Consider the following 22,850-nt stretch of genomic DNA (forward strand, 5'->3'; position numbering starts at 1 on the left):
TACAAATCCTGTAGGAGCGAGGCTTGCCCGCGAATGCAAATCCTGTAGGAGCGAGGCTTGCCCGCGAAGAGGTCTGTTCAGCCGCCGATGATTTTCATCACGGTCGCACCACCGGAAAACGCCACTTCCTGCTTGTCACCCAAGGCCTTGACCAACAGGCGCTGCAAGGCCGGCAATGCCTGATGACGTGGCTTGTCCAGCAGATCGCCGACATAGTGGCGATTGCTCGACGACAGGCAGCCATGCAGCCAACCCGTGGAAGACAGTCGCAGCCGTGAACAGGTACGGCAGAACGGCACGCTTTCGTTGGCGATCACACCAAAGTGCCCCAACCCCGGAATCTGATAACGCACCGCCGTGGCATCCACCGGCGCATTGGCCTGCAGATACTCATAACGTTCGCCAATCAGGCTCAGCAGCTGTTGAAGACTGACGAACTGCTGCAGGAAGGTGTTGGAGTCGCTGGCCAGATGGCCCATGCGCATCAGCTCGATGAAACGCAGCTCGTAACCACGCTCCAGGCAGTAATCCAGCAACGGCATCACCTGATCGAGGTTCTGGCCGCGCAGCGGAACCATGTTGACCTTGATCTTCATGCCGGCCACGCGGGCCTGTTCCATGCCGTCGAGCACGGTCGCCAGATCACCGCCACGGGCAATGCTACGGAACGCGCCAGGGTCGAGGGTATCGAGGGAAACGTTGATACGGCGGATGCCGGCATTGACCAGCAACGGCAGCTTTTTCGCCAGCAGTTGACCGTTGGTGGTCAGGCTGATGTCTTCAAGCCCCATCTGCCCGACTGCGGTCATGAATGTTTCGAGCTTGGGACTGACCAGCGGCTCGCCGCCGGTGATGCGCAAACGCTCGATGCCCGCGGCCTCGATCAGATAGGCGACACCGCGTGCCATGGCCTCGGCCGACAATTCATCCTGCGCAGCCACCAGCCGCTTGCCGTTGGGCACGCAATAGGTACAGGCATAGTTGCAGGCTGAGGTCAGGCTGACCCGCAAATTGCGAAAACGCCTGCCTTGACGGTCAACGATCATGGTCACTCCGGCGAAAGAAGATTCGGACCGGCAAAACTTGACTCACAATTCAAGTTTTAGCAAGTCCTACGCCTGAGTATATTCCCGCGGCACTGCACCAAATAGCAAAATCATGGCGCAATCAGGCAACTGAATGTCTTAGCTGCTCGACGTGTCGGTATCGCGCTTGCGCTTGTTGCCCATGCGCACGCCGATATCCATCAGGAACTGGAAGAAGCCTTCCTGGTCTTCCAGCACGTTGCTCCAGAACGGCGAGTGATACAGCGCCACGGCGCCGTGCACCAGCGCCCAGGATGCGCAGTAGTGGAAATAAGGCGGAACGTCTTCAAGCTTGCCTTCGCTGATCCGACCCTTGATCAGCAGAGTCAGGCGTTCGAAGTTCGAGGCGCGGATCTTGTGCAGCTCCTCGATCATCTCCGGCACCTGGTTGCCCTTGACCACCTTCTCTTCCAGGCGATCGAACAGGCGATAACGCTGCGGATCGCGCATGCGGAATTCGAAATAGGCGCGGGACAGGGCTTCCTTGTCCTTGTCGACGTCGGCCGAATGCAGCAGCTCGTTCAAATCGCGCTCGTAGTCGAGCATCAGGCGCAGATAGATCTCGGCCTTGGACTTGAAGTGCTTGTAGATCGTGCCTTTGCCGATACCGACGGCATCAGCAATCATCTCGACGGTGACACTGTCTTCACCTTGTTCGAGGAACAGCTTGAGCGCGGTATCGAGAATTTCTTGCTCGCGGCGACGAAACTCACGGACCTTACGAGGTTCTTTGTGCATAAGAAAAGGTCTGTAGGGGTCAAAATTCGAAGCCGCGTATTATGCCTAAATTACGCAAAAATGCACGGATCATCCGACCATAACTGTGTTTCTCGAGTATTTCGCGCAAGGCCTCCAGTTGATGAGAACTCTTCTGAAGCGCATGTATTCCAAATTTGTTTAAAAACCGCGACGGACAAACTGGACTGACTGAAATACTGATCAATACTTGAACTGTCGGCGGAACATCTCCCCCAAGTGTCACGCCGATATTGGTACCAACGGACCGCGTACCATTGTTTTACTCCTAATGGTCTTAACCCGGATTCACCCCCCAGAACCCGGGTTTTTTTTGCCTGCGATTTAACCTTTCACGTGGGCCAGCGGGAAAAGACGCTTGAAATTCTCGGTGGTCTGCTCGGCAAATCGCTCGAAAGGCTCACCTCGCAACATTGCCAGAAATTCCGCTACTTCCCGAACGTACTGCGGCAGGTTCGGCTTGCCCCGATGAGGGATCGGCGCCAGATACGGCGAGTCGGTTTCCACCAGCAAACGATCTGCTGGGACCTTGCTCGCTACATCGCGCAGCGCGTCGGCATTGCGGAATGTGACAATGCCCGACAGGGAAATGTAATAACCCATGTCCAACGCTTCCCTGGCCATCTCCCAGTCTTCGGTGAAGCAGTGCAGCACGCCCGCCTGGGGCAGCGCCGCTTCACGCAACAGGTTCAAGGTATCTTCGCGGGCGCCACGGGTGTGGATGATCACCGGCTTGCCGGTCTGCTGCGCGGCCTGCAGGTGCAGCCTGAACGATTGCTGCTGCAATTCGGCCGCTTCCGGCTCGTAGTGATAGTCCAGGCCGGTTTCGCCAATGGCGACCACACGCGGGTGATTGAGCTCGTGCAGCAACCAGTCCAGCGCGGGCGCCGCGCCCGGCTGCACGTCCAGCGGGTGCACGCCGACCGAACAATCGACATCGTCGTAGCGCTCGGCCAGGGCCTTGACGTCGGCGGCGTTGTCCGCGCTGACACCAATGCACAGGAAGTGCCCCACGCCCCGCTGGCGGGCCGCATCGAGTGCGGCATCCAGGGAGCCGTCATGGGCGGCAAGGTCGAGGCGATCGAGGTGGCAATGGGAATCTACAAGCATAAAGGGACGGCAACTTACATCGTATGAGTGGGACGGTCGGACTTCAGGGCTCCGGCCAGATGGGTTTCGATTCGACTGCGCGCGGTGTTGTCGCCGTCATTGAACTGTACGCCGACCCCGGCGGCGCGATTGCCTTGGGCGCCCTTCGGGGTGACCCAACTGACCTTTCCGGCCACGGGGATCTTTTCCGGCTCGTCGAACAGGTGCAGCAGCATGAATACCTCATCGCCCAACTTGTAGCTCTTGTTGGTCGGGATAAACAGGCCGCCATTCTTGATGAACGGCATGTAGGCCGCGTAAAGCACGGACTTGTCCTTGATGCTCAGGGACAAAATGCCGTTGCGCGGGCCCGGACTGACTGATTCATTCATGCTGACCTCCACTGCTGATACTCAGAGTCTAGGCGCAGACACTCACCTCTGGCCAGGCAACGACGCCCATTGCACCAGCAGCGCCTCCAGCAACAACACCCGATTGAGGTTGGCCTTGCTCAAGACTTTCTGCCGCTGGGCGAGGATCCAGTCCTGAATATTCAGGACTTTGTCCTGGGCGGTTTTCTGCGCCAGGTATTGCACGACCTTGCGCATGTCCATCAGCCCCAGTCCTTCTTCGTCCTGGGTCAGCTGATAGCGCAGGATCAGATTCGACCAGTCGCAGAACCAGTCGAACAGCAGCAACAGCGGGATCGCGTTCCAGCCTTCGGCCAGTTGCGTCGGCGACTGTTGCTGTTTGAGCAGCTTCTTCACCCCATCGACCACCTGTGCCCGCTGTTCGCGCACACCCTGGGCATGGAGGTTAGCGGCAGCCAGCGGCGAACCCGCAGCCAGGGTGAGCAATTCGCCGCGCTCTTCTTCCGTGCAGTCCGGCAGAGCATTGGCAAGCCAGGCCAGACTCGCTGCTTCGCTCGGCAGCGGGCAGGCCTGCTGCACGCAACGGCTCTTGATGGTCGGCAGCAGCCGGCTCGGCTGGTGACTGACCAGCAGCAGCACCGTGTCGCCGGAAGGTTCTTCCAGGCTTTTGAGCAAGGCGTTGGCGGCGTTGATGTTCATCGACTCCACCGGCTCGATGAGCACCACCTTGCGCCCGCCCAGTTGCGCGGTCTGCACCACGAAGCTGACCAGATCCCGGACCTGGTCGACCTTGATCGCCTTGTCCGCCTCTTCCGGTTCCAGAATGTAATTATCGGGGTGACTGCCGGCCTTGAGCAGCAGGCAGGATTTGCATTCGCCACAGGCGCCCTGCGCAGTCGGGCGCTGACACAGCAGGCTGGCCATCAGGCGTTCGGCCAGCGTACGCTTGCCGATCCCGGCCGGACCATGCAGCAGATAGGCATGGGCATGCTGCGTACGTCCGGCAAATTGCTGCCAGAGGCTGTCCTGCCAAGGATAGGCTTCAGCCACGGGCCAACTCCAGCAGACGCGGCAACAAGGCATCCAGCGACTGCTGAACCTGCGCCAGCGGCTGCGCGGCATCGATCAGCACATAACGCGCCGGATCGGCTTCAGCGCGCTTGAGGAACGCACTGCGCACGGCATCGAAAAAGGTCCGGCCTTCAAGTTCGAATCGATCCAGGCGTCCGCGGGCACTGGCGCGGGCCATCCCCACTTCCACTGGCAGATCGAAAATCAGTGTCACGCCCGGGCGCAGATCGCCCTGGACGAAGGATTCCAGCGAGGCGATGCGCTCCAGAGACAGGCCGCGACCGCCACCCTGATAGGCGTACGTGGAATCTTGTTTCGGAACATCACAGAATGTAAACGTCATGGTATAGTTCGGAATGATTAGAAATGTAAACCCCCAAAAACCCAGCAAATCCCCGGTTCTCAGACCGGTTAGAGGAGGTATGGCCCGATGAAAAAAATCCTTGGTCTAGCAGCAAAGGCTCGCTCCGGCAAGGACACGGCAGCCGCCATACTCCTCGCACATCCACAAGTCGCTGCCTACGCGCTGGCTGATCCTCTGAAGGCTGGCTGCAAAGCCTTGTTCGCTCTGACACCCGAACAGACTTGGGATGATACAGCAAAAGAGAAAACGCTAACCGCATGGGGTCTTTCGCCGCGCGAATTCTTCCAGCTCGTCGGTACTGAATGGATGCGAGCTCATGATTCGTTGCATTGGCTTAAGCGTGCCGATCGCGAGATCAATGGAGATGTGCTCCCTCCCTCCCCTCTGTCCGTTCAACAGGCCACAGACCCTGAGGCCCCCTTCATCCAGGCAGCTCAAGCGTTCTTTGGCTTGTCCGACAGCCAAGTATGGGACATTGCTCAAAGAGATGTAGAGGACGCCTTCTGGAGCATGTCCGTCGGCGCGATGATTGAGCTGGTCAAGAAACTGACTTTGCGCGACTTTCCTCACTTCGAGGCACAGAGAACCGGCCACGTAGAAATCAGCAAGAAACAACAAGGTAAAGCGGATCAAGAGAAGATCCAACAGGGCAAGAACATCAGTGCACCCAAGCTGGATCTTGAGAACAAAGAAGTCATCATCATCAAGGATATTCGCTTCGAGAACGAGGCTGAATACATTCGCAATCTCAACGGTGAAATCTGGCACGTCGTTCGCCATAACCTAGAACAAGTAAAACAACACTCTTCTGAAGCGGGCATCGAAATAGCCGAGGACGATATCGTCATCGAAAATAATGGATCTCTCGCCGAGTACAAACACTCGGTCGAAAGTGCCTGGGACAAATTGATCCGAAAGATCGACTCACAAAACAACAATAAAGGCTCTAGAAGCTAGGAGTTACTGTGCCAATTTTTGTCCCTGTCACTGAGAGCCCCTACCCGCTGGCTCCCACTACGGACTCCCAACCCGTACCCTGTGATTACCAAGGCCATGCATTCTGGGATGATAAATCTGCGCTTTGCGCTGCATTGCATTTGGTTTTCGTAAAATATGCTGAAGAACATCGGCGGATCTCTGCCTATGGCGTGCGGCAATCAATCACCCTGTTCTTTGATTTCGCTGTCGTGCATAACGCCCGAAACCCCGAACCACTGCACCTTAAATACTTGACTGATATTTCCGGTGAGGTATTCAACCAATTCGATAGTTTTCTTCGGCAAATTAATAAACCCCGAGATATTGCAGCAACGCTCAAGTCAGCCATTGCCTACGTCGCAAAGCGATCGGATCTGATTCATGACTTGATGTTGCCGGAGATGTCCCGACGCACGCCAAAGAAACCGACCGAGCCTATTGTCGGCAACACCTACCTACAATTATCAGATGCGCTGAAAGCACATATCGACAAGCTGTACGCCAAGCTTGAGTTTCGCAAAATTGTTGAGGACGCCAAGCCGTATACGATGGAAGAAGTCCTCGACGAGTACTGCGCACCTTATTCGCGCGAGTACATTTTTCTCTGGGCTCAGGACCGGGTCGATCGCAAACAGAAGCTAACTACGAGGAATGTGACATTCAAGCTGAAGCATTCTACGGACCCGGAGCTTCGAGCGCTCGCTGAAGACCCGAATCGCCTCGCGCGCTTCAAGGACATTTTCAATAACCGACCCACTTGTTATCACTTTGCGCAAGCCAGAGATCCCTTCGACAAGAGCCTGTGGCACTGGAATCCCGACGATGCCCGCGCTCTGAAAACGATGCTGGTCAACGGCTACCCGATGGACGTGCCGCTTGAAGCGTTATCGTCTACGTATTCGTCCACTTACCTTCTCTCGAGAACTGATTGCGTCAATATCGTCCAATTGATGTTGTTCCGCTGGAACCGGCTGGGCGCCAAGGAACTGATCCGTCATCCCGTGAAACCATGGGACGACATGCTTGAGCTGTACTTTCCATCAATGATGGATATGTCAGTCATCATCATGTTCATCATGCTTCAAAGTAACTGGAACAAGGAGACTGTACTTGCGACTGATGCGGACAACTTTGAGCACCCCCTCACCGGAGCCATGTCCGAAAGCCAAGTGATTATCCAGTCAGAAAAGAACCGCGCGCAAGGACATGGCAAACCCTATTACGCACCCAAGACCATACCGGCGATCAGTAACAAGGATGACTGCTACTCAAGCTATAACCTGATTAAGCTTGCAGACGCACTGTCTGAACCGTTGAAAGGCTATGCATTTGACGTGATCCCACTGGGTCAAGAGCATCTTATCTACAGCCCCCTGTTTCTTTGCTTGCGCTTTTACGGTTCCTGGGCGAGCAAAGGAGGACGCCATTCCTCGGCCACCAATAACAAGGCTTTTTTGCGAGGAGTGAAAGACTTCTTCAAGCGCTATCCAATCATTGAGAAGGGTGCACCACTTGCCTCGGCCAAGGAGATCACCAAACGCTTACGTCCCACGTGGGCCATGCATAAGAAGAAGGCCGTTAGCGCGGGGCTCGGCCTGATTGCGATGCAGCTGTCGCACGCCGATACCATCGTCACGGACGTTCACTACCTGAACTCGTCCGAAGCCATTGCTGAGCGTGAGGAACGACTGCGATCGGAGCTGGAGGCGATCACCCAGCTCCTACTCACTGGTCAGTATCAAGGTTTGGTGGGCAAGCACATTGAGCAGCCCATTGATTTGCCTATGAAGATTTTTCACATTCCCGGTCAAGAGCGACCAATGTGGTCCTGCAGCAATCAATTGAAGCCGACGTGGTATGGGGCGCGGAGCCATGTCAAACAAGGCGAACGCTGTTACTCGATCCGTCACTGCATGTATTGCCAGCAATGCAATCTGTACGACGACTCCTTGCCATACCTGATGCAACGCAGAATCCATGTGCAAGAACTCATTGAGGATCGCCCTCAAGGCGAATCCGAGTACAGCGACTCCCTGGATACCGAGCTAGGCATCATCGAATCCATTCTGGACAACTGGGAAGACCCAGACGCCTTGAAAGCAGCGTCCCGATACCAGCGTCGCAATGCCCCCCTCCTCCCGCACGACCTGGATTTTCTGCAACTCATCTTTGAAGAAGAGGACATGGAATGAAAAACAATAAGAAGCCTCAGCCTGACCCGACCTGCCAGACTGATCAGTCTGTCGAGCCTTTCCACTGCGCCCAGACTGAAGCCGATCTGATGGCTGAGGCTCTCGCTCAGGCATGCCAAGAGCGTCTGGAGCAAGCTCAATCGGAGTCAGGACACACGACAGAGATTGAGACAGAGAAAGCACGCAAGCCTAAAGCGAAACGGGGGCGCTCCACCAAGGAAGAGAATGGAAATGATGATCTCGACAGTGACAACATCGACGAAGAAGACGAAATGGAAGACGAGCTTGAGGATGAGCTCGAAAGCGAACTCAAGAGCGCAATTGAGGAGGTCGCTGAAGAAGAGCTTGCGGCTCTTTTAGAAGAAACCGGAGGCGAACTCAAGCAAACGTTGAGCACGCTCGGTAAGAAGCTGAAGCTGTTCCCGGAAGGCAATTTTCCGGTCTCGCCCTATTCGACATACGGCGACAACGAATGGACGTTGTTCGTCAACCAATACGGCTCAGCGCGTCGAATCAACTTCGAGGACATGCCCGCACCGATGATGGCGCTCAGGAAGGCCATCTCCTTCCACCAGATCCCCGAGTTTGCGCCGTTTGGGGGAGTCCGTAGCTACGGCACGACGTATTCTCACTCAAGTATGTTCACCATTCTTGATCGATACTTGATGAAGCCGAACTTTCTGGATGGCTCTCCTGAGTCAATTCAGCTGATCAATCACCGCATGGTCAACAAGGCGCTGGATGAGGCAAAAAACACCGAGGGCAGTCCACGCCATTACCATTCACTGTTCTACATGCTGCGCTTTTGGAACTCTCTCAGCACTCAGGGCTTGATGCCCGCAGGTCTTGAGCTCCAGCTAAACATGTTGAAGATAGACACTGTCGAGCGCCGCAAGGACGTTATTGCCCATTTCACAGGCCACATGGGCACCTGGAAGCCATTCTCGGAGGAAGATCTTGGAAAACTGGTCAAGTACGCTTTGTTCTGGACGGAGAAAGCGTTACCACGACTTCTCCAGGTAGTCGACTACGTTAAGCGGAAAAAACTGGATGTCACAAGCAAGTGTGCGGTGGTCAGGTACGAGGCAGACCTGGAGCTGGAGGACGCCCTGAACATCGAGCTGGACGGTGTGAATGTACTGTCTGTATCGAAGAAATTCTATGAATACCAATACGGCACGAACGAACAATACGTCTACAGCTGGCTTCAGTCTTATGCGGTAAGTGTCGACCATGTAAGAAACGCAGTTTACGTGCTGCTTGCCTTGATCACCGGTCTTCGCGCCAGCGAATTGCGCGACTTGAAATTCAGCAATCTCATCATGGATGGTGATGGAAACTATACGTTGCGGGCGATTCGCTACAAAACTGCTGCTGACCCCAACGCAGGCGAAGTAGCGTACTTGCCCATCCCGCAGTTCATCGGTCAGAAAGTTGATGAGCTCAAGCACCTTCGTTCGGTTTACACGCTCAAGGCCCAAGACTTTATTTTCCAATCGAATAAAAGCCGTAAGGCACTCAACAAGCCCGGCACTAAAGTGTTGCAAGCCATCAACAGAGAGCTGAGCGAGGCCACAGGTGTCGACCGTATTCACTGCCACCGCTTCCGCAAAACCATTGCAGAGATTTTAATCAATAGGAGCGAGCGAAATATCGATCTCATCCGTCATCTTTTTGGCCACAAAAGTTATGCGATGACGCTCAAATATATTGGTCGCAATCCATTTTTGGTGCGAAGTGTTGCGCTTGCGATTGAGCAAAATTTTACCGTCGAGTTTTCGGAGATCGTCAGAGCCGTACAGAAAGGAACATCCTCAGGCCCAGTTGCCGAACGGTTGATAGAGCGTATCCAAGCGCGGCCGAATGCGTTTACAGGTAAGCAGCTGAAGGTCACCGTTTTCGAATATGTGTCCCATCTTTTGTCGTCCGGAGAGCCACTGTTCATCCATCGGACAGCCATGGGTACATTCTGCGTCAGCACCCAGACCTATTCGTCTCCAGATCTGCCTCCCTGCCTGTCGCATCTGCCAGGCCCGGTGAGCAATGCCCTGCCCAACCACAGACACTGCGACAACCAATGCCCACATATCATTCTGGTAGAGAGTGCCAAATCAGCTTTGCAGGACAACAAAACGTTCTACACCAACCTGCTGGAACAGTCGGCTGACACGTTGAGTGAACGGGCCAAGAAAATGATTCGGCAAAAGATAGCGGGCAACGCCAAGCACCTGGAAAACCTTGAGCGTACCGGGGTACATATCATTCCATCGAAGGTCGTCGCATGAGCCCGCCAGATACTCGCAGCCTACTCGTTGAGTTGCTCAAGCAACACCAACTGGAAAATGGCTTGATCAAGCTTGGAATCGCTGAACTCTCGATGCGAGCGGGCATCACACGCCAAGCTTTTAACCGCTATTACAGCGACCTAAAACCTTACTGTCAGGGACAATCGATAGCGCAACTGCTTGCCGATAACCCGACGACAGCCAAGGATTTCATTGCGAAGCGCGAAAGTGAGGTTGATGAGCTCCGCGAAGAAATTCGGCTGCTGAAGATTCAACATCAAAAAGATATTGAGCAGGCGGTCAACAAGCACGTCACCTCCTTGATGTGTAATGACATCTTCGCATTTGAGGCTAACGAGGTCAGCACATTACTCGTAAAACAGAGCCAGCATAATGAGATGCTCAAGCGTCAACTGACACAGATGGAGCTTAAAGTAGCCCGCGGTCATATTGTGGACGCTTCATCCGAACTTACCCATGAACAGAGATCTGTCAAGAGTCAAAAAAATTTCCTTGTATTCCCTTTGGATCTTACCAAAGCGCAGACCGAATATCAGAAAACTCAGGACTTCGACACGTTTGAAGACAACAAAGAAGCCGAAATCCAAAACATCGTAAACACAATAAAAAAGCTTCCTGATCATGAAAGCATAGAGATGCATTTGTTTCAGGAGCGTTATATTTCATCCTTCGAGGACTTTACCCATTCGCTAAGTGCGAAGTTTGATAAGCTCGTGATTTCGATGCGCTTGCCCATGTTCGAGAAAACAGACATTGGACTTCTGCTTAACGACCTGAAGACAGTATCGCGCATTTCCATTCATGTTCCTTATGTGCAATCAGAAGCCATCGCGGCGGCAAACCGTAAATTCATGTTCCGCGGCGTTCCTCTGGAGGAGTTTACCGATGCTGACAAGGCTTCCACCCCTCAGATAACCTGGGGTTTTGACGAAGTTCATATCTACCGCGTGCGCTGAGGTTGAGATGTCGAATATCCAATGCAAAAGCTTGTCTTACCACAGCACGACTCTAGAAATGCCCGTGCAACATTACATTCTGATTGCTGACTACAAAAAACAGAACATTCTGCTTTCCGTCCCAAATCTGTATCTTTATGAAAAGACTCGCTCATCGATACAAACATCAAAACGCTATGCCACAGTCATCTCCAAGTTCTACCGATTTCTAGGGACTCAAAAAGTCTTCAAGTCCTTGGCACCTGGAGATTATCACACCATTGTTCGCAATCTTCACATCAAACAGTGGCAGGTCGCGCGGCATACAGAGCGGGTGAGAAAACAATCCCCAAGTCCTTCCTCAGCAACGATTTTTGACGATGCATTGATCGTTCGAAATTTCTTTGCATGGGTTGTCGAGTCCCCCTTCACGTGCAATGTCAATATCAAGAAAGAAACGTGGGTTCTGAACGTAAAGAGCGACAGGATGCTCAACTACATCAAGAGAAAAGCTGGCGTTCGCATCAACAGTGACGCCATTCGAGTTCTTGATCGCGAATCACGTCAGCATACTCAAAACCCGCTCATAACCGACTGGGAGATAAAACTGCTGCTGGAGTCTTACCCAGACAGTGTTTACGCAACGCTGTTCTGCCTAGGACTTGCCACTGCCTTGCGCCCCATTGAGCTCTGCAATTTTCCATATCTGGGAAAAGGCAAAAACAAACATATCCTGCCGCGCTCACAGATGCCGAAGGACGAGAAAAAATTTGCTTATCAAGCCATCGGTAAAGGTAACAAGCTACGCAATGTGATTATTCCCGCTTACGCGTTAGATGACATTGAGCAAAGTTATACGAAAAATGAATACCCCCAACGCCGAAAAAAGTACAAAGAAAAATTTGGTAAAGCTTGTCCACCTTCCATCCTGTTTCTTACCGCTGATGGAGAACCGGTAACACCCAAAAAAATCTCCGACGCTACTACCTATGCGAAAAAACTGGCGTACGCCAAGAATCCGAATTTTTCAATGCTCAATGATTTCTACCAAGCTCGACATTGGTGGCCAACAATGATGGTGATTCAACATCACGGAGACAAGCTGCTCACCGAAGCCGCAGACGTTCTCGATCGTGCCCTTGGTCAAGCGATCATGAATCAAATGGGGCACTCGAAGATTACCACGACCTACAAACACTATCTGAATGTGGCGAGGGTTTTAATCATGTCCAAACAGGGGTATGTTTTTGAAATGATCAGCGAAGACTTCAATATTCACACTCAAATCCAGGAGTTTGGGTGAGGCATGAGCTTTTCAGGCGACGATACATCGTTGTAGCGTCGCCACCTGCAGTTACATCCTGACGCCTGCCAAACGCTGACCGCTCGAAACCTCAACCGATTGTTTGGCAAATCCATGTCGTATAGACCCGCAGCATCGTTCACTCAACTTCCTCACGGTAGCCGGCAAAATCGATCACCGCCGGCTCACGCTCAGGGACTCATCGGGCTTATCTGCGAGCGCCAAAGCTGTTGATGTCATGACGTGATTAACGCCTGACTTCAACCTTGTAGAACAACGTTTCTATCATCAAGCGACGTCGGTCGGACATGACCGCCCCCTGAATCTGACTTGCCAACCGTACATAGAATTTGCATTCACGCTGGTTCGCCAAGTCGGAAATGGGGCGAGCAGCTTGAAGAAAATCTTCATATGATCGAGTGGTGTTCGCCATTAGCGCGGAGAAATTGGGAAGCGCTTCGGCATCTGCTTGACGGGACGGTGGCCACGCTGGCTCGAAGCTCAGCGAGTCGTCCTTCAAGTAGACCGTGAGAAACATTTCGGCCTTACCTGCCTCATTCGCCCAGCAAGGTGGGAGATCTCCCCCCTTACCTTTGTTCAGCTTGTTCTGCAGAAATTGAACCTGTCCTTTCAAATCACTATTGGTCTTCTGCAACGTTGCAGGATTTGCTCCCTGCTTCTCAGCCTGAGCATAAGCTTCAGCATTCTTCACGATGTCTGAAACCTGTTCCGATGTCGGGATGCCCTCTTGTCCCAATGCCGTCTTCAACAACTGCTCGGTTGCCTGGAGAGCGCCTATTCGCTTGATAACGTCCGTGGGCTGAGCGTCCTTTTCTTCCTCAGGCTTGACCACCAGTTTCTTGAGCTGGTCAAAGGACATCATCGTTTCAAGGATCAGGCGCTTGGCGTCCTCACCCTTGTTGTTACTTCCGGCTTCCTGCAGAGCCTTATCGATCGCTGCCAGCGCTGTAAGCTGCTCATCTTTCTGCGTCAGCAGCACCTTGAGACGGCCAGCTTCCTCTTTGGCTTTCGATGCGTCGACGAGCTTCGAAATGATCTCGTCCGGATTTTTCACTCGCAGGGACGTCAAGCGTGTCTTGAGCTCATCGCTCGCATGCTTGATGGCCTGTTCACGCTCATCGAAATTTTGATAGGCCGAGATTCTGCTCTCCATCTCGTTATTCTTATGGGTGAGCTGCCACACCTTGTAGCCCATCAACAGCAGCAAAATGAAACACAGAATGATCCAGATTTCGGTGAGCGACAGCTGGAACACCTGATCACTTTTCGAGCTCATCAGGCGGTTCTCACATCGGTCGTAGTCACGCTGCTGTCAACCACCAAGGTCGCATCAGGCATTGATTCAAGTGATGAGCCAGAAACCTCTTCGTAGGCTGCCAACGAACGCTCTTGAGATGTGCTGATGAGATCGATCTTGCCCATCAGCTCATTCATTAAATGAGAGTTAGCCGTTTCGATGCTGCGGTGACTCGACTCAACACTGGCGACCAGAGACTTATGCGCGTCATTACTGGCAGCGACCGCCTCCACCAACGGCACCAGCGTCGAGCGCAGGTTGTCGGCAAAGGCCTCGTTACTCTTGATGCCTGCACGATTGATGGTCGTCAGCGCGCCTGTTACTTCTTGCGTCATCCGCTCGACAGCGCTCTCATCTCTGACCACTGTTCGCAGCTCTTCAAGCTTTTCGACAATCTTGGCGAACACCTGTTGGTTAGCCTTGATGTCCTCCAGGAAGTCTTCTCTCTGATCATCCAGCGAGTCCAGGTAGTCCTTCTGGATGCGTTCCACTCGATCCATGACGTCAGAACCCTGCGACTTCATCGACTCCACCAGGCGTTCCTGGCTTTCAACGATCGACCCCACGGCCATCACAGCCTGTCCTATCGATTCAGTTTTGGTGTTCAAACTACGAATCGCAGTTCCCACCATCCGTGCGGCAGTCTTGACGTCGAGAGCCAATGTCGTGACGCCCTCGTTGAGGCTATCGGTGGTTCCTGAGAGCGTATCAATGGCAGGGTTGAGTTTCTGCGCGAACAGGTTGTCCGGGAACAAGGTCTGATCGAGCCTCTCCTGAGCTTTTTTACCGAAATCGAGAGCGTGAGTCTCCATGCGATCGAGTGTGTGTTCGCTCTTCTCACGAAGACCGTTAATGGTGATGAGCAGTTCGCTGCTCGCATCGTTGGCTTGCTTGAGAATGCGCTCAAAAGCATGGTTGCTTTGCTGAGTCGCGTTGGCAAAAAAAGCTTCCATCGCATTGGTGCTGTGTTGCGAGATAGCGGTGATTTGTTCGTGAACGCTTTGCACAGCTTCTTTGGAAGCTGCCATTACCTGATCCCGGAAAACCTCAAGTTGCTGGCTAGCGGCATCAAAAGACATGGCCAGGCTTTCCGCCGACTGGACGGCACGTTCTTCGACGCCTTTGACGGCGTCATTGGTGTCTACCCTGAAGCCCGTGTGGAAAACTCTCGCCGCCATACCGATGGCAGTACTGACCATCGCTACGCCGAAACGGGCCGCCATGCCATTGAGATCGTCACCGATGGATTTTATGTCGATCAGGCAAACGATGATGCTGAATACAGTGAACAAGAAGCCCAAGTAGTAAACAGAGTCTGCAAACTTAGCGAGCGTGAGTTGCGCGTTCCACTTCTGTCTCACGCGGTAGCCAACTACCCAGTAACCACCCATGACCAACAACGGAAGCACAAAGCCCAGCCACTTGGGATCCTTCAGTTCCAGGCTCGCGTAGGCCAGCGCGGCCTTGATCACCAAGGCAGCGAAAAAATAGGTTTTTACTCGATGCGCGAAATTGTTGGGTTCCATTTACAAGCCCTCCATGGAGGCAATCTGTTCAACCGACGCACCGTTGGCTTCGAAATACTGAGCCCAGAAATTGGCAAGCTCATTGGTTTGAGGAGCGTTCTGCTCGTTTGCCAACAAATTAATGGTCACGATGGCTCCGCTTAACCCTGGCGCCTGCGCGTTGCGCCCATAAGGAGACTTGGCAAAATCCGCGTAGCTGTGTCGCTTGCTCTTGTACATTGAGAAGTCAGGCATGTTGGCCAACATGTCCGAGTAAATGACCAGCTTGCGCTCACCTTGTACGTTGGCATGATCAAAGCCGTTGATCCCTACCAACTGGAGCATTTGGAAAATGGGTGACAGCTTGCTGTGTTCGTCGAGCGAGATCTGACGCACAACGGCATCGAGCGGCTTGGAAAACTTGTCGTTGAAATCCCTATCAACAAATTTCTTCGTTGCGGTGATCTGATTGCGGTCGCGCCATTGGCCTGGGTTGCAGCGCTCGAAAATGGGTTTTTCGTTTTTTTGAAAACTTTCCCCCAGCAGAAACACGGACAACAAATGTCCTTCAGGTATGTCGTTCAACACCATCGTCTGGAGGCGCTGGGACAACGCAGCCCTTTGAGTAAAAGGAAAAGGCGACGTGTTATCAATCAACACGACATATTGGCCCTTAGGCCCCTTACTCGGACAAAGCGTCTCCTTGTCCAATGTGTCGTGATTCATCTTGTAGTAGAGAATTCCACCCAACACCGCGGCCACACCTACACCAATCAGCCCCCCTAGCAGCCATTTCCCCACATTGCTTTCACGCTTGGCATAAACCGACATCACTGATCTCCCTTACACCAAGTCCTGTAACGGCTGAAGCTGGTTGTATTGTTGATTGAAGGACGATTGGACCATCGCCCGAATCGGCTCGACCTTGGCTACCAATTCGCGCAATTGCTTTTCCTGAGCGTCCAATCGCAGTTCATCCTTTTGCACGCTGAAGTCCGGCATCTCCAGAGGGCTAAATGTCACAGGATGATCAAAGTACTCTGGCGGTGGAGCATCGTCAGGACGCGCCATCATGTTCTCGTTTTGGTAATACCGCGTCAGGCTTTGTAGGGTTTCATCGGCCATGACCAGCGTCTCCGTGACCTGCTTTTTCACGATCGACTTCTGATTCATGTTGAACTTGAAGGCCTTGATCGCCTTTTCAGCGTCCTGCACGCCGCTGTCGATTTTTTGCAGGATTTCGGCCTTCTCGATTTCCAGGCGATCTCGCAAGCCTTCAATCACTTCGATGTAGTTGCGGTGAGATTCAGCATATTGGCTCCATACCGGGGCGTACCCTGGGTAGCGATCTGTGAAGCGGTAACCCTCCCAAACCCCCACACATCCAAACAAAACTGTCCCGAAGAACAGAATCAAGGACTCGAAATCCTGAATGGGGAACACACCTGCGAGAAAGCTCTGCGAAACCAGAGGAAAGGCGTTATGACTCCCGTCCTCGTACATGGTGAGTACATAGCGGAAATAGGAAATCAGCACTCCCAGCCCCAGCATGACGGTCAATGCCAGAGCGAACGAGGCCCAACCCAAGATGCGTCGTGAACCGTTGACATGGTTTTTATTCCTGAAACTCAGCCCCGCCAAGAAGCAGATGAACACGTTAAAAAACGACAACATGAACGCCATCGAAAAGCCGCTCAGCAGACCACCCTCCAAGCCGGAGCCGAAAAACGTCGCGTTGAGTCCACCCTCCAATACACAGCAGCCAAGCACCACCATCACTTTAAAGAACTTGCTGCCACCGCTAGGGGATTTCGCAGGAATATTGGGGAGGCGATTTTCGCTACGGAAATCGTTGAGAAGCTGAAGCTTCGTTTTCGTGTCAGCGGCAAAATCCTTCAGGCGTCCGTCCTCGCGCGTAAGGTGATGATCGGAGGCGCGTACGAACTCGTTTCCCAACTCGATCGCCCGGTTCATTTCCAGCGAAATATCGATCGAGTCCAAGCGATTTTGAATCTGCTTGATACGTTGCTCTCCGTATTTCACCGTTTGCTCACGCATGCGACCCAGTTCCCCACGCACGGCATGCTCAGCCGCAGTGAGTTGAGTATCCGCGGCTCGCGGAATGCCCTTTGCGCCGTTCTCTCTGGCAATTTTTCTAAGATCGAGCTTTTTCTTGAGCTTTTCAGGGTCGATTTTCGGAATGAGCGGTTCGCTGCCCTCCGTTTCCTGGCTTGAAAAAAGGGAAGCAAGAAAAGCAAAAAGTCTTTTAAAAAATTGCATCGAAAACATCCATTTTCGTTGGTCATCGACGACTCGTGACATTTTTACGCGCGAGCGAGCTGCGCAGCATAAATTGCCGTTTTTATCGTTTTGAGGGTGCTCAGGAAGGCCGCCGCCTGTAAACAACAAGCGTGTCAAACTGCCATCAAGGTGGCGAAATCATGACTGCGCTATAGCGTCATGGCAAGCGGGAAAGTGAGGTTTGCAGACTAACGGACAGACTAGCCGTGTCTTCTTGGGACTTACGGAAAAGCAAGTTGGTGCACCGAGATTTTACCGTTACAAAAACAATTTACAAAAACGTGCGCAATCTCACTCCACTTGACCGTTCAGTTGCATTGGTCATCGCCATTGATTTGCATTGCCGGTGATGACAGTCGGCAATGTCCCCATCTTTCGTTCCAAACATCCCCGCCCTTGTGGCGTACCTCGTTGACTAAAAAAGACGTTTCAGAGGCCTAAAACGAGGGATAAACGTCGTTTTCGTTTCCCAGACTCATACGTAAAGTTGGTGACACGAACGACATGAGCGAAGGCTGCAATGCTTGCCCGGATACGTTCGTAGTCGGCGCAGTAGAGCACGACGAATCAGCAATGGCTTGAGCAGGATGGCTCGGGAGCATCGAAGATTGGAATCTGAACCGCTTGGTAAGGATGCATCAATCCTTCGCTTAGGGGCGAACATCCGTTACAGCAACCATTGTCGTGATCGCAGTACTTGGCTCTGCTAGCCCATAAGTTTGCACTCGCACTAAACGACTTTCGAGGATCCATCATGACTTCGCATGTAAAACCAATCGCAACCGCTGAGTACGATGCTGTGATACAGGCAGCACAAGCCTATATAGATGGCTATCGCTCAGGGGACATCACTGGAATTGAAAAGGCCTTTCATCAAGATGCGATAATGTGGGGCTACAGCGGCGATGAGTTGCTTCAAGGCCCAGCTATTCCGGTATTCGCGAGCTTCTTCAACGCCCTGGGTGCCTCACCGGACACCCGCAGTCGTCTGGATATCTTGGCAATCGCCCCTACGGCTGCTGTTGTCCGCGTGGACATGGAGAATGACGTCATGGGCGCGAGCTTCCACGACTTTCTTTCGCTGCTCAAAATTGATGGCCAGTGGAAAATCATCTCGAAGATATTCCAAAGATACGCCTGACTAGGCGACGGCGTAGCGTGAGTGAATTGATTGCATCTTCCATCCGGCTCAAGACGTCAGCCAGCTCCGTGTCTTAGGTAGGAAGATCCTAATCCACTGGAAAAGGCTGGCAACTTGAGGGAGTAGTCGCGCTGTGCTTGAAGCATGCTGCGCGTCGTACTCTCCTTTTAGCCAAACTGGGTCAATTGCAGGATTCTTCCCGCACTGTGTCGAGGCTAAAAAGCTTGAGGGTGTTTACCTGCAGTCTCTTATTGTCGGCAAACCGACCAAAGTCAGAAAATCGGTGCCCCACATGCAGAAACGTTTGAAGGTACGACTACAGATATCAGTGCATCAAAGCGATTACGACCGCCTGCGATTGGAGGCCGATCGCAGCGGCATTGCGTTCGATGACTACTGCGCCCTCTCAATGCATTTCGGCATGCGCCTGACTCAGGCATGGCGTGTGGATGGAAGGGAAGCCCCTACTCCGACTGATTGCAGGAGCCGATCCTCAGACTGCACAGTCAACAAATCGGCATGATGTATGCGATCGAGACGATGGATCGGAAGCCTGTGATCTATCGCACTTTCACGCTGGACGGTTTGCTAAGAACTTTCGTCGTCAGGCCATCGGCAAACACTTCGACAAGTCTTATTTGCTCATCTTATCTACAAGGGATCGAGAGGCAAGTTTTGCCCATGTGATGCGGGGTTGACTCTTCTCCGACCGTCAGGCTGCTTGATGGTACTGCACCGACTCGTCGCTTCGCCGCAATGAAGCAGCCCTCAGCGAATGGCATCATGCCGGCATCCAGTCGAAGATTGAGCTATCAGTGTTCGCCATTCATTCGATTTTCACGGCGGGCATATTGTGGCGAATATCCATGCAGACGAACGAAAGCTCTGCGCATCCGTTCTGGGTCGGTGAAGCCCACTGCCTGAGCGATTTGCTCGATTGGCTCACTACCTTCTTGCAGACGCAAACACGCTGCTTCGACGCGCAAGCGCTCTACCGCTTTAGCCGGTGTTTCACCTGTTTCGCGGCGGAATGCCCGGCTGAATTGTCGCAGACTCAACCTTGCCGCATCGGCGAGCCTCTCAATAGGCAACGACTCGGCCAAATGCTCTCTGGCGAACTTCAGCGCTAAACGAATGCGATCTGATTCTGGCTCCATTTGCGACATCGCGGAGAATTGCGATTGGCCTCCGGGCCGGCGATAAGGAACGACCAGCAATCTGGAGACATCTTTCGTGACCGCCGTCCCCATGTCTTTCTCAATGATGGCGAGCGCCAGGTCGATTCCAGAGGCTATGCCCGCCGACGTCCAGACATGACCGTCCTCGATGAAGATATTGTCCCCCTCCACCTTGATGCGAGGAAAACGCGATTGCAGTTCCTCGGCGTGGTACCAGTGCGTGGTGGCACGTCGATCATTCAACAAACCGATTTCTGCGAGCAAGAATGCACCTGTACATACGCTTGCAACTCGGGAGGCTTTTGAAGCCAATTGCTTGGCAGCGGCGATGTTGTCCGCTGTCTGCATGGGGTCGATTTCGCCACCTACAAAAACTACCGTGTCAAAGATCTCCTTGCCAACCGGAGTGGTCTGGACTGGTAAACCGGAGTTGCCTATCACTGCTCCCCCAGCACGCGAAACGACATGGAGCTCGTACGGTTTATGCCCAACAGCTTTTGCTACCAGATTGAATGCTGATAGTGGCCCTGCAAGATCCAAGGCATCGTGACCCGGGCAAACAAAAAAACCAACGCGATACATGGCAGCTCAGCTCCAGCTTTTTGAGACTCAGATTAACGGGAGCCGTGGTTCAACGCCACGGTTGACGGGCGCGCCGTCAATCCATCAGCACCGGAACCTTTCATGGCTTTTTACAAACACCGCGACAATGATGCATTCGAGCAGCGCATTTTGATGCACTACCACCCTTCATTAGTTATGAGCTAGTGCGTTTTATTGCGCTGATGTCGGATCGAGAGGCGAGCATGCGATTTCTTGGCAGGTAGGATATCCAGAGAGGTGTATTTCGATGCCATGCGTTGCAAATTGCACTCCACTCGCCCCCGAGCACGTTCGAACTTAACAGCCATTTGCATTTGTTCTGACCATCGACTGCATCAGGATTGATCACCACGCTTTGCAGCCATGATCAGAAAAGAACGGCCACGAGCGGCCGTTCGAGAGCGGTAGCAACCGTGGACGTTCCCGAACCAAAGTTACCAGAAGTGATAGTTTCCGTTAGACCTATCGCTTGAGTTGATCTGCGGCAGAGCCACAGCATCAGACCGGTTGTTTGGCCGTTTGCTGAGGCTTGGGCGTGAAAAGCTTTGCATGACGTATGGCAAATAATCAGTACGAGCTAACACTGACAATTGCCGTTTTCGAATTGTTTTTTATATGTGACATGGCCCAAAACTGAGCTATGCCATCGGCTTCGGAAGCGCACCCACGTAGGGTGATCGACGTTGGGCCAGATCCTTGGGTGTATTTGATAACAACGGTCATATCTACCTTCCTATTTTCATGAAAACCTAAGGATTAATTTTAGGGGTTGGTTCTAGCAAATCTCAACGAACAAAGTGAGCGGGTTGAGTGTCTCGAATGAGATGAGAGGTTGGCTGGCCAGTTTCATCACTTTGCTCCGTTGCGGTTTAGGAAAATTGCCGCACTTTTTACATTCGCCTCACCAGCGTGCGGACCCAAGACATCGCAGTCTCTATCGCCCAATCTGTTTGGGTCAGGGTCAGCTCAGGCATCGGCTCGGATCCAGGCCCATGGATCACCGAGTTGCGAACCTTGCGAAAATAGTCCTTCAGCATCTCCCCCTCCCAAGTGGCCAAGTAACTCCCATTGGCCTTGCTTATAAGGTTGTCGATGTACTGAGCAGCTCCTGACTCATTCCCGCGAGTCCATCCTTTGGTGTCAGAAACGATCTTGATGGCACTCTCTAGTGCTTTTGCCGCAAAGATGGCTGGATCTTTGTCATTAGAGTCTCGACGATCCAAAGCCTCCTTCATATCAATGTCTACATTTTTGAAAATAGGGTCAGCGACAAGTAGCCAGAAGGGCTTTGCGATAACCCGCTCTATCGTTTCGTCCAACGCGAGTTGGACGAATCCATTATGGTAGGTCAGCGGTGTTTTCGCGCGACGGAACCGTTCGTTTAACTCATTGACCTGGTTATCAAATTCAGAATTTATCCGAGCGTTCCAAGTTTTCACAGCATCGGCTGAGCTTCCCGGCAGTTGAAGCCTGTTACGCGCAGACCTATCGCGCAACCTTGCGCTTGCCATTGTTTGAGGGAGGTGTTCATTTGCCAGCGCGATCTCTTCTCCCCGCAACCGCAGCGCTAGTTCTACGAAGCTGATTCTCTCTTTTATGAAACGGTCAGGATCAGTGTGACTGCCATAGGCAGCATTCACGAAATTGCCACAAACGTAATCCCACGAAAACCAACCAGAGACCGGAATGTCGTGACCAAGAGTGTTTCTTTGGGTATACGAATAATATCTTTTGGACAGCTCGTCGACCCCTAGCTCCCTCGCGAGCCGGTCATGGAGTGTCTTCCACTTCGGTATCTGGGATTCTATCTTATTGCCCTTATAGTCGTAGTACGGCAGTGCATCCTTGACGATACCGAACGCTTGGTTAAGAAGGCGTTGCTCAAGCTCTGAGTATGCTGTCCAAATGGGCTTATCTACATAGCGCTGAGCAAAGATGTCCGTAAGCATACTGTTATCATGGCTCCGTAAGCTGATGTTGGTTAGAGCGCCCGATCTACCAGCTCCGAGTGAGCAAAGTGTTGATCTGAACCATTTATACATCTTCCTGCATTCACATCTCTACACAAAGATGCCCGTCCATCATGGTGGGTCGCCGCGACAATCTAGACGATCCTTCCACACTGATTGATCCTAGCTTTTATAGTGCGACATCCAACACTGGAGTGGCTGCGATTGGCCCGTCTCTAACGTTCACGACCACGCAGTGTGACGGCAAAATCCGATGCAAATGACCAGTCAGGTTGAGTACAAATGGGTGGGCAAATATGTGCAGTTACACATTGCGATACTGAGCACTTCCTTGCTCTACTCGATGTATTCCTGATCCGGCCGGATTGTGTTCGCAACGCGAAG

The 22,850-nt window shown here is 52.8% G+C and carries 17 protein-coding genes and 1 pseudogene; 6 read left to right on the top strand and 12 right to left on the bottom strand.

Going from position 1 to position 22,850, the window contains the following annotated elements; translation table 11 throughout:
• Positions 1-77 precede the first annotated feature (77 nt).
• The 6 genes and pseudogenes from ACW9JE_RS01895 to ACW9JE_RS01920 all read right to left on the bottom strand — a co-directional run.
• Positions 78-1,046, bottom strand: a complete 969-nt coding sequence (locus ACW9JE_RS01895) for a GTP 3',8-cyclase MoaA (RefSeq protein WP_457431685.1) — start codon at positions 1,044-1,046, stop codon at positions 78-80.
• 138 nt (positions 1,047-1,184) lie between these two features.
• The gene (locus ACW9JE_RS01900) at positions 1,185-1,823 is read right to left on the bottom strand and encodes a TetR/AcrR family transcriptional regulator (RefSeq protein ID WP_175376089.1); all 639 of its coding nucleotides are present in this window, start codon (positions 1,821-1,823) and stop codon (positions 1,185-1,187) included.
• A gap of 342 nt (positions 1,824-2,165) precedes the next feature.
• Positions 2,166-2,951 (bottom strand): TatD family hydrolase, encoded by a 786-nt coding sequence (locus ACW9JE_RS01905; RefSeq protein WP_457431686.1) that lies wholly within the window; start codon positions 2,949-2,951, stop codon positions 2,166-2,168.
• 14 nt (positions 2,952-2,965) lie between these two features.
• Positions 2,966-3,322 (bottom strand): PilZ domain-containing protein, encoded by a 357-nt coding sequence (locus tag ACW9JE_RS01910; RefSeq protein ID WP_224539642.1) that lies wholly within the window; start codon positions 3,320-3,322, stop codon positions 2,966-2,968.
• Between the two features lie 42 nt (positions 3,323-3,364).
• Positions 3,365-4,351: a DNA polymerase III subunit delta' gene (locus tag ACW9JE_RS01915; protein WP_457431687.1), complete on the bottom strand. Its 987-nt coding sequence runs from the start codon at positions 4,349-4,351 to the stop codon at positions 3,365-3,367.
• Positions 4,344-4,682, bottom strand: a pseudogene (locus ACW9JE_RS01920) (dTMP kinase); the annotation flags it as partial. The gene ACW9JE_RS01915 and the pseudogene ACW9JE_RS01920, both read right to left, overlap by 8 nt.
• 120 nt (positions 4,683-4,802) lie before the next feature.
• On the opposite strand from ACW9JE_RS01920, the gene ACW9JE_RS01925 reads away from it, so the two are divergent.
• Genes ACW9JE_RS01925 through ACW9JE_RS01945 form a run of 5 tightly spaced genes read left to right on the top strand, consistent with a single transcriptional unit; the run spans position 4,803 to position 12,450 of the window.
• Complete coding sequence (locus ACW9JE_RS01925) at positions 4,803-5,693, top strand: deoxynucleotide monophosphate kinase family protein (protein WP_457431688.1); 891 nt, start codon at positions 4,803-4,805, stop codon at positions 5,691-5,693.
• An 8-nt stretch (positions 5,694-5,701) separates the two neighbouring features.
• Complete coding sequence (locus ACW9JE_RS01930; RefSeq protein WP_457431689.1) at positions 5,702-7,906, top strand: hypothetical protein; 2,205 nt, start codon at positions 5,702-5,704, stop codon at positions 7,904-7,906.
• Positions 7,903-10,191: a tyrosine-type recombinase/integrase gene (locus ACW9JE_RS01935; protein WP_457431690.1), complete on the top strand. Its 2,289-nt coding sequence runs from the start codon at positions 7,903-7,905 to the stop codon at positions 10,189-10,191. Before ACW9JE_RS01930 ends, ACW9JE_RS01935 begins: the two co-directional genes overlap by 4 nt.
• Positions 10,188-11,168 (top strand): hypothetical protein, encoded by a 981-nt coding sequence (locus tag ACW9JE_RS01940; protein ID WP_457431691.1) that lies wholly within the window; start codon positions 10,188-10,190, stop codon positions 11,166-11,168. The genes ACW9JE_RS01935 and ACW9JE_RS01940 overlap by 4 nt, the downstream gene beginning before the upstream one ends.
• Positions 11,169-11,226: 58 nt before the next feature.
• A complete protein-coding gene (locus ACW9JE_RS01945) occupies positions 11,227-12,450 on the top strand; it encodes a hypothetical protein (RefSeq protein ID WP_457431692.1) in 1,224 nt (407 codons plus the stop codon).
• A gap of 247 nt (positions 12,451-12,697) precedes the next feature.
• On the opposite strand, the gene ACW9JE_RS01950 is transcribed toward ACW9JE_RS01945, so the two are convergent.
• From ACW9JE_RS01950 to ACW9JE_RS01965, 4 genes are read right to left on the bottom strand one after another with little or no spacing between them, the layout of a single operon-like run.
• The gene (locus ACW9JE_RS01950; protein ID WP_457431693.1) at positions 12,698-13,747 is read right to left on the bottom strand and encodes a hypothetical protein; all 1,050 of its coding nucleotides are present in this window, start codon (positions 13,745-13,747) and stop codon (positions 12,698-12,700) included.
• A complete protein-coding gene (locus tag ACW9JE_RS01955) occupies positions 13,747-15,294 on the bottom strand; it encodes a hypothetical protein (RefSeq protein WP_457431694.1) in 1,548 nt (515 codons plus the stop codon). Before ACW9JE_RS01955 ends, ACW9JE_RS01950 begins: the two co-directional genes overlap by 1 nt.
• On the bottom strand, positions 15,295-16,104 hold the full coding sequence (locus tag ACW9JE_RS01960) for a hypothetical protein (RefSeq protein WP_457431695.1): 810 nt from the start codon (positions 16,102-16,104) through the stop codon (positions 15,295-15,297).
• Positions 16,105-16,116: 12 nt separating this feature from the next.
• The gene (locus ACW9JE_RS01965; RefSeq protein ID WP_457431696.1) at positions 16,117-17,553 is read right to left on the bottom strand and encodes a hypothetical protein; all 1,437 of its coding nucleotides are present in this window, start codon (positions 17,551-17,553) and stop codon (positions 16,117-16,119) included.
• A gap of 775 nt (positions 17,554-18,328) precedes the next feature.
• On the opposite strand from ACW9JE_RS01965, the gene ACW9JE_RS01970 reads away from it, so the two are divergent.
• Positions 18,329-18,715 (top strand): nuclear transport factor 2 family protein, encoded by a 387-nt coding sequence (locus ACW9JE_RS01970; protein WP_457431697.1) that lies wholly within the window; start codon positions 18,329-18,331, stop codon positions 18,713-18,715.
• A gap of 812 nt (positions 18,716-19,527) precedes the next feature.
• Here ACW9JE_RS01970 and ACW9JE_RS01975 read toward each other — a convergent pair.
• The gene (locus ACW9JE_RS01975) at positions 19,528-20,475 is read right to left on the bottom strand and encodes a GlxA family transcriptional regulator (RefSeq protein ID WP_457431698.1); all 948 of its coding nucleotides are present in this window, start codon (positions 20,473-20,475) and stop codon (positions 19,528-19,530) included.
• Positions 20,476-21,386: 911 nt separating this feature from the next.
• Positions 21,387-22,445 (bottom strand): AbiJ-NTD4 domain-containing protein, encoded by a 1,059-nt coding sequence (locus ACW9JE_RS01980; protein ID WP_457431699.1) that lies wholly within the window; start codon positions 22,443-22,445, stop codon positions 21,387-21,389.
• Positions 22,446-22,850: the final 405 nt, after the last annotated feature.

This window comes from Pseudomonas sp. SDO55104_S430, assembly GCF_054070595.1.